Raw genomic sequence first — 7851 nt, 5'->3', positions numbered from 1 at the left:
GGCGCGCGGCTCAAACGAGCCGCAGATAGATGAGTTCGCGCTTGATATACGCGTAGAAGATCGGCGCGGCGATCACGCCCTGGAGGCCGAAGGCGGCTTCCATCACGAGCATCGCGACGAGCAGTTCCCACGTGCGCGCCTCGATCTGGCCGCCCACGATGCGCGCGTTCAGGAAGTATTCGAGCTTGTGGATCACGATGAGGAACACGAGCGCCGTGACCGCGGCGGGCAGGTTCACGGTGAGCGCGATGGCGACGATCAGCGTGTTCGAGATCAGGTTGCCGATCACGGGCAGCAGGCCCACGACGAAAGTCACCACGACAAGCATCTTCGCGAGCGGCAGCGGCGCGTGAAAGAGCGGCAGCACGAGCAGCAGGAAGAGGCCGGTGAAGACCGTGTTGATGGCCGAAATCTTCACCTGGGCGAACACGATGCGGCGAAACGCGTCGGTGAAGCGCGCCACGCGCGTGACGAACGCGGTGGAAAGCGGCAGCCGCGTGGCGTTCTTCTGCGCGCCAATGGCGATGATCGCGCCGATGATCATGCCGATCACGATATGCCCGAAAACGCGCGCGGCGCTCTTGCCGCCCTGGCCGAGCTGGGTGGCGTGCTCGTGCATGAGCGCGAGCGCCTTGACCTTCAGCTGGTCGACGTCCACGGGCAGATACGCGGCGACGGATTCGGGAATGCGCCCGCGCGCCTGGTCGACGAACGTCATCATCTGCGACATCACTTTCTGCACGCTCGGCACGTCGTCCTCGAAGTGCTCGATGATGCCGACCGTGAGTCCCGTGAGCGTGCCCACGATCACGATGGAGAGCAGCACCACCGAAAGCCAGCGTGCGCGGCTGCTCGACATGCGCCGCTCGATCAGCGGCGAGATGGTATGGACGAGCTGGTAGACGAGCATCCCCGCGAGCAGCGCGCCGAGCAGGTTCAGGTGCAGCACCGCCCACATTCCGGCAAGCGCGGCCATATAGCTGCCGATCTCCACTGCAGAAAGCTTCGGCAGGCTCATGTCGCTCGTGAGCCTGACCGGCCTCGGCCGCAGGTCGCGCACCTGTTTATCTTCGGTCGCTTCGTTGCGCTTGACCATGTTGGATGTATTCCGTCTCCAGACCGCGGGAACGCAGCGTCCCCGATTCGTTGTTGCTACAGCTTTTTCTACTGCCAGGTTTCCCGGCTACTTTCCCGTGGCGGTGTCGAGCGCGGCAATCTGGCGCTTGAGCAGCGGCGCGAGATAGCGGCCCGTGAAACTCGCCTTCGACTTCACCACCTGCTCGGGCGTCCCCTGGGCCACGATCTGGCCGCCGCCCGCGCCACCCTCGGGGCCCATGTCCACGATCCAGTCGGCGGTTTTGATGACATCGAGATTATGCTCGATGATGACCACCGTGTTGCCCTGGTCGCGAAGCCGGTGGATCACCTCCAGCAACAGCGCGATGTCGTGGAAGTGCAGACCCGTGGTCGGCTCGTCGAGTATATACAGCGTGCGGCCCGTGTCCCGCTTGGATAGCTCAAGCGAAAGCTTCACCCGCTGCGCCTCGCCGCCCGAGAGCGTCGTGGCCGACTGGCCGAGGCGGATGTAGCCAAGGCCCACGTCGAGCAGCGTCTTCAGCTTGCGCGCCACCACCGGCACCGCCTTGAAGAACTCATAGGCCTGCTCGACCGTCATGTCGAGCACTTCGCTGATGTTCCGTCCCTTGTACTGAATCTCCAGCGTCTCGCGGTTGTAGCGCTTGCCGTGGCAGACGTCGCATGGCACGTAGACGTCCGGCAGGAAGTGCATTTCCACTTTCAGCACGCCGTCGCCCTGGCAGCTCTCGCAGCGGCCGCCCTTCACGTTGAAGGAAAAACGGCCCGATTCGTAGCCGCGCTCCTTGGCCGCCGGCACGCCGGCGAATAGTTCGCGGATCGGCGTGAAGAGGCCGGTGTAGGTGGCCGGGTTCGAGCGCGGCGTGCGGCCGATCGGCGATTGATCGACGTTGATGACCTTGTCGAAGTGCTCGAGGCCCTCGATCGCCTCGAACGGTGCCGGTTGCGCCGACGACCCATACAGATGCTGCGACACGGCGTGGTAGAGCGTGTCGTTGATGAGCGTGGACTTGCCTGAGCCGGAAACGCCCGTCACGCAGGTGAGCAGCCCCACCGGCAGGTCGAGCGTCACGTGCTTGAGATTGTTGCCGTGCGCCTCGACGATGCGCAGGCGCCGCTCGTCGGCCTCCTTGCGCTCGTCCGGGTATTCGATGCGGCGCGCGCCCGAGAGGTACTGCCCGGTCATCGAGGCCGGATCGTGCTCGACCTCCCCCGGTGTGCCCTGCGCAATCACCATGCCGCCGTGCTCGCCCGCGCCGGGGCCCATGTCGACCACGTAGTCGGCCATGCGGATCATGTCCTCGTCGTGCTCGACGACGATCACCGAATTGCCGAGGTCGCGCAGGTGCTTGAGCGTGGAGATGAGGCGGTCGTTGTCGCGCTGGTGCAGGCCGATGGACGGCTCGTCGAGCACGTACATCACGCCCGTGAGGCCCGAGCCGATCTGCGAGGCGAGGCGAATGCGCTGCGCCTCGCCGCCGGAAAGCGTCTCCGCGCTGCGATCGAGCGACAGGTAGTCGAGCCCGACGTTGTTGAGGAACATGAGGCGCGCGACGATCTCCTTGACCACCTTGTCTGCGATCTCGCGCTTGGCGCCCTCGAGGTGCAGCGTCTGGAAATAGCCGAGCGTGTCGCGCAGCGGCCAGCCGCTCACCTCGTAGATGGCGCGCGCGTCTTCTCCCGCGCCGCCGATGCGCACGAAGCGCGCCTCGCGGCGCAGGCGCGTGCCTTCGCAGTGCGGGCAGGCCTGGTTGTTCTGATACTTGGCGAGCTCCTCGCGCACCGCGGCCGAATCGGTCTCGCGGTAGCGGCGCTCCAGGTTCGGGATGATCCCTTCGAATACGTGCTCGCGCACCGAGGTGCGGCCGCGCTCGTTGATGTACGAGAACGGAATCTGCTGCTTGCCCGAGCCGTAGAGCAGGATCTTGCGCACTTTCTCGGGCAGGTCCTCGAATGCCGTGTCGATGTCGAACTCGTAGAACGCCGCGAGGCTCTGCAGCATCTGGAAGTAGAACTGGTTGCGCCGGTCCCAGCCCTTCACGGCGCCCGCCGCGAGCGAGAGCGACGGGTGCGCCACCACGCGCTTCGGATCGAAGAACGTGATCTGGCCGAGGCCGTCGCACTCGGGGCACGCGCCCATCGGGTTGTTGAACGAGAAGAGGCGCGGCTCCAGCTCGGGCAGCGAGTACGAGCAGATCGGGCAGGCGAACTTCGAGCTGAACAGGTGCTCCCGGTTCGTGTCCATTTCGAGCGCGATGGCGCGGCCGTCGGCCAGACGCAGCGCGGTCTCGAACGACTCCGCGAGGCGCTGCTTCATGTCGGGGCGCACCTTCAGGCGGTCCACCACGACGTCGATGGTGTGGCGCTCGCTCTTCTTGAGCTTGGGCAGCGACTCCACCTCGTAGATCCTGGCCTCCCCTTCGTTGGCCGTGCCGCCGCCCGAGCGCACGCGAAAGCGCACGAAACCCTGCGCCTGCATGTCGTCGAAGAGCTCGGCGTGCTCGCCCTTGCGGTCGACGACCACGGGCGCGAGGATCATCAGCTTCGTTTCGTCGGGCAGCGCGAGCGCGGCGTCCACCATCTGCGAGACGCTTTGCGCCTCCAGCGGGATTTCGTGATCCGGACAGTAGGGCGTGCCCACGCGCGCGTAAAGCAGCCGCAAGTAGTCGTGGATCTCGGTGACGGTGCCGACCGTCGAACGCGGATTGTGCGAGGTGGCCTTCTGCTCGATGGAAATTGCCGGCGACAGACCCTCGATCAGGTCGACGTCGGGCTTTTCCATCAATTGCAGGAACTGGCGCGCGTAGGCCGAGAGGCTCTCCACATAGCGCCGCTGGCCTTCGGCATAGAGCGTGTCGAACGCGAGCGAAGACTTGCCCGAGCCCGAAAGCCCGGTGATCACCACGAGCTTGTGGCGCGGCAGGTCCAGATTGACGTTCTTCAGGTTGTGGGTTCGGGCCCCACGGATACGGATCTGTTCCATGAACCTGCGGGAGAAAGGGAGACCAAACCTGCTACTATAGCGACTTTTCCAGACCGCCGTTACGGCTTGCTGACGGTCTTTGAAAGGGCCCGGAGCGGCAAGTGAAAGGGCCTCGAAAGAGGCGAGTCAGGGAGCGTCCCGGTCATGAACGAGCGGGTAGCGGCGATCCAAACATTTAACGCTCCGATGTCCTCCAAATCACCCGCTACCTCCTCACGCATGAGCGCGCCCGAACTGCGCGCGACCGTGTCGCTCGCCGCGATCTTCGCGCTGCGCATGCTGGGTCTGTTCATGATCATGCCGGTGTTTTCGGTCTACGCGAAAACCATTCCCGGCGGCGACAACCTGCTGCTCGTCGGCATCGCGCTCGGCGCCTACGGCGTCACGCAGTCGCTTCTCTACATCTTCTACGGCTGGGTTTCCGACATGGTGGGCCGCAAGCCCGTCATCGCAACTGGCCTCGTGATCTTCGCGATAGGCAGCTTCGTGGCGGCCGGCGCGCACGACATGACGTGGATCATCGTCGGCCGGGTCATCCAGGGCATGGGCGCCGTGTCGTCGGCGGTGCTCGCGTTCATCGCCGACCTGACCGCCGAGGAGCACCGCACCAAAGCCATGGCGATGGTGGGGGGCTCGATCGGCGTGTCGTTCGCCGTCGCTATCGTGGGCGCGCCGATCGTGTTCCATTGGGTCGGCATGAGCGGCCTGTTCACGCTGGTGGGCGTGTTCTCGATTCTCGCAGTGGGCGTGGTGATCTGGGTCGTACCCGATTCGCCGAAGAAACCCGTGCACGTGCGCGCCCCGTTCGCCGAAGTGCTGCACAACGTCGAGCTGCTGCGCCTGAACTTCGGCGTGCTCGTGCTGCATGCCACGCAAACGGCGCTCTTTCTCGTCGTGCCGCGCCTGCTGGTGGATGCGGGCCTGCCGGTCGCGTCGCACTGGAAAATTTACCTGCCGGTCATGGGCCTCGCGTTCGTCATGATGGTGCCGGCCATCATCGCCGCGGAGAAGCGGGGCAAGATGAAGGCCGTGCTCGTCTCGGCCATTGGTCTTATCCTGATCGGCCAGCTGTTGCTCGGCTCGCTCGCGCATACACTTGTCATCGTGTCGGCCGTGCTGTTCGTGTACTTCCTCGGCTTCAACATCCTCGAGGCGTCGCAGCCTTCGCTCGTCTCGAAGCTCGCGCCGGGCAACCGCAAGGGTGCGGCCACGGGCGTGTACAACACCACGCAATCGATCGGGCTTGCGCTCGGCGGCGTGGTGGGCGGCTATCTGCTCAAGCACGAGGGTGCGAGCGCGGTGTTCTACGCGTGCTCGGGGCTCGTCTTGTGCTGGCTTATAATCGCGGCCAATATGAAGGCGCCGCCCAGGCGGGCCTGAAGTCGAATCTGCGCGAACCAGGGTTCGCAACAACGCAGTTCAACGCAATTCAACGTAATTCGCGGAGGCGGTCCGCACCCGGCGATGGCGCATAGAGTGCTCGCTGGCGCGCACCGCGCGGCCGCTCCTCGCAACGGAATCAAACAGGAGAAATTCATGGCATCCGTGAACAAGGTGATCCTCGTCGGCAACCTCGGCGCCGATCCGGAAGTGCGCTATCTGCCGAGCGGCGATGCCGTGGCGAACATCCGGCTCGCCACGACGGACCGCTACAAGGACAAGGCGTCCGGCGAGTTCAAGGAAATGACCGAATGGCACCGCGTGTCGTTTTTCGGGCGTCTGGCCGAGATCGTCTCGGAGTACCTGAAGAAGGGCTCGTCGGTGTATATCGAAGGCCGCATCCGCACGCGCAAGTGGCAGGCGCAGGACGGCACCGACCGTTATTCGACGGAAATCGTCGCTGACCAGATGCAGATGCTCGGCGGCCGCAGCGGCGGCGCTTCGATGGGTGGCGACATGGGCGACGACGGCGGCTACAGCCGTGAGCCGTCCGCACCGCGCGGCGGTGGCCGCGCTTCGGCTGGCGGCGGCGCGCCGCGTGCGAGCGGTGGTGGCGGCGGCGCAGCAGGCGGGCGTTCGAGCGCACCGGCCGGCGGCGGCTTCGACGAGATGGATGACGATATTCCATTTTAATAGGCACTTTTAGGAAGTGTAATTAGCAGGCCTGCAACCCGCCGTGGCTGCGGGCCTTTTTCTTATATACATTTTTTAAACGCTCCGGTATCGTCCTGCGAACCGGGCACTTTTGAAAATGTAAATAAATGGCCGAGCGCTACACCGTCAGGAACCCCGTTTTCGAGTCAGGCGAGCGCTTCCCGATGCTGGTCAATGTCTGCACCGGCGTTCCGCTGTTCGAGCCGACTGTCTTCGCACTTACCGAATTCCGGGCGCGCAACCGGGCGAGCGCCACCATAGAGCAGGTCCTGCGCGCGCTGAAGGTGTTCCTGCTTTTCTGCGACATGTATCAAATCGACCTGACCGAGCGCATGCTGGACGGGCGGCTGCTCGAGCTGGGCGAGCTCGACGCGCTTGTACAGCTGTGCCGCCTTCCAATGCCCGATATCGAGGCACAGGTCGATGCCAGCCCAAACGTGGCCGGGCCTGCGGTCGTTTCCCTCGAAAATTACCGGGCCAGGGCAAACAAAGCCATTCCTGAAGTCGCCGGGGATACCGCTGGCGTGCGGATTCGGTATATCCGGCAGTTCGTCGGCTGGTTGGCCGACAGATGTGTGCTGAGTCTGAGCGCGCGACACCCGTCGCGCGCGGCGTTGCTCAGCGCGAGGGAGATTGTGACCTCCGGCTTGACCGCCCGTGTCCCTGATGACAAAGGCCGCAACAGGGCACGTGGCCGAAGGGCGCTGGATGAGGCGGCACAGGAGCGTCTGTGGCAAATCGTTGATGTGAATTCGCCAGAGAATCCGTGGGAAGGCCGGCACGCGCGGGTGCGCAACGAACTCATCGTGCGCTGGTTCATGGGGCTTGGCGTCCGGCGCGGCGAACTTCTCGGCGTGAAGGTCAGGGATATGAATTTCCGGGCGAATGAAGTGTTCATTGCCCGGCGCGCGGATGACCCGAATGACCCACGCGTCCACCAGCCCAATGCCAAGACGGCCGACCGCCTCCTGGCTATCAGCGCCGATTTGGCGCAGCGCACGCGGCACTACATCTTTGAGGAACGGCGCCGCTTTCCCGCCGCACGAAAGCACGAGTTCCTCTTCGTCGCGAATGGCGGGGCGCCGCTCTCGCTTCGCGGACTCAACAAGATATTCGATGTGCTCAACGCAAGGCATCCCGACTTGCTGGGTCTCTTTCCGCACCTGTTCCGCCACACGAACAACTACAACTTCTCGAAGGTCGCCGACGAACAAGGCATGGACCCCGAAGTGGAAAAGAAGGCGCGGTCGCACATTATGGGCTGGTCGGAGACCTCCGGCACAGCGGAAACCTACACCCGGCGGGAAATCGAACGAAAAGCGCGCGAGGCCTCGCTACAACTGCAGAACAAGATGGTGAAACCACTCAATGATAGCGAATAGCGGTATTACCTCGGCGGTCCGCCTGCCGTATTTAGGCACTCTCCCGGAGATTTCCAAGGCGCGCGGTGGTTCGCTGTTTCAGCCGCACCTCGACCTCTGGGAGCTGAGGGAGGGTACACATGAACTCAAGCTTCATTTCTATGAACTGCCTGAACTTGAACCGGGATTTAAGAGCGCGTTCAAAGCAGCGTTGCTCTGGTACGCACAAAATAAGTCAACACGGCACCTTGGCAACATGTTTTATCGTGCCAAAGACCTGTTTCTCTTCAAGCGAAATGCGACACGCGAGCCAGTAGC

5 protein-coding genes and 1 pseudogene are annotated in these 7851 nt (G+C 63.9%); 4 read left to right on the top strand and 2 right to left on the bottom strand.

What is annotated here, in order from left to right:
- Positions 1–10: 10 nt before the first annotated feature.
- Complete coding sequence (locus VMJ11_RS15530; protein ID WP_325620281.1) at positions 11–1096, bottom strand: AI-2E family transporter; 1086 nt, start codon at positions 1094–1096, stop codon at positions 11–13.
- A gap of 87 nt (positions 1097–1183) precedes the next feature.
- Complete coding sequence (gene uvrA / locus VMJ11_RS15525) at positions 1184–4078, bottom strand: excinuclease ABC subunit UvrA (RefSeq protein WP_325620280.1); 2895 nt, start codon at positions 4076–4078, stop codon at positions 1184–1186.
- A 219-nt stretch (positions 4079–4297) separates the two neighbouring features.
- Between uvrA and VMJ11_RS15520 the strand changes: the two genes are divergently transcribed.
- From VMJ11_RS15520 to VMJ11_RS15505, 4 genes and pseudogenes are all read left to right on the top strand, one after another.
- Positions 4298–5458, top strand: a complete 1161-nt coding sequence (locus VMJ11_RS15520) for an MFS transporter (protein ID WP_325620279.1) — start codon at positions 4298–4300, stop codon at positions 5456–5458.
- 156 nt (positions 5459–5614) lie between these two features.
- Entirely contained in the window at positions 5615–6151 is a 537-nt protein-coding gene (locus VMJ11_RS15515) for a single-stranded DNA-binding protein (protein WP_325620278.1), read from the top strand.
- A 128-nt stretch (positions 6152–6279) separates the two neighbouring features.
- The gene (locus VMJ11_RS15510) at positions 6280–7554 is read left to right on the top strand and encodes a site-specific integrase (RefSeq protein WP_325620277.1); all 1275 of its coding nucleotides are present in this window, start codon (positions 6280–6282) and stop codon (positions 7552–7554) included.
- Positions 7541–7851, top strand: a pseudogene (locus VMJ11_RS15505) (hypothetical protein); the annotation flags it as partial. The gene VMJ11_RS15510 and the pseudogene VMJ11_RS15505, both read left to right, overlap by 14 nt.

It is taken from the genome of Paraburkholderia sp. (assembly GCF_035501035.1).
GTDB lineage: Bacteria > Pseudomonadota > Gammaproteobacteria > Burkholderiales > Burkholderiaceae > Paraburkholderia.
Note: the sequence above shows the minus strand (reverse complement) of the source record. Positions and strands in the feature narration are given on the sequence as shown.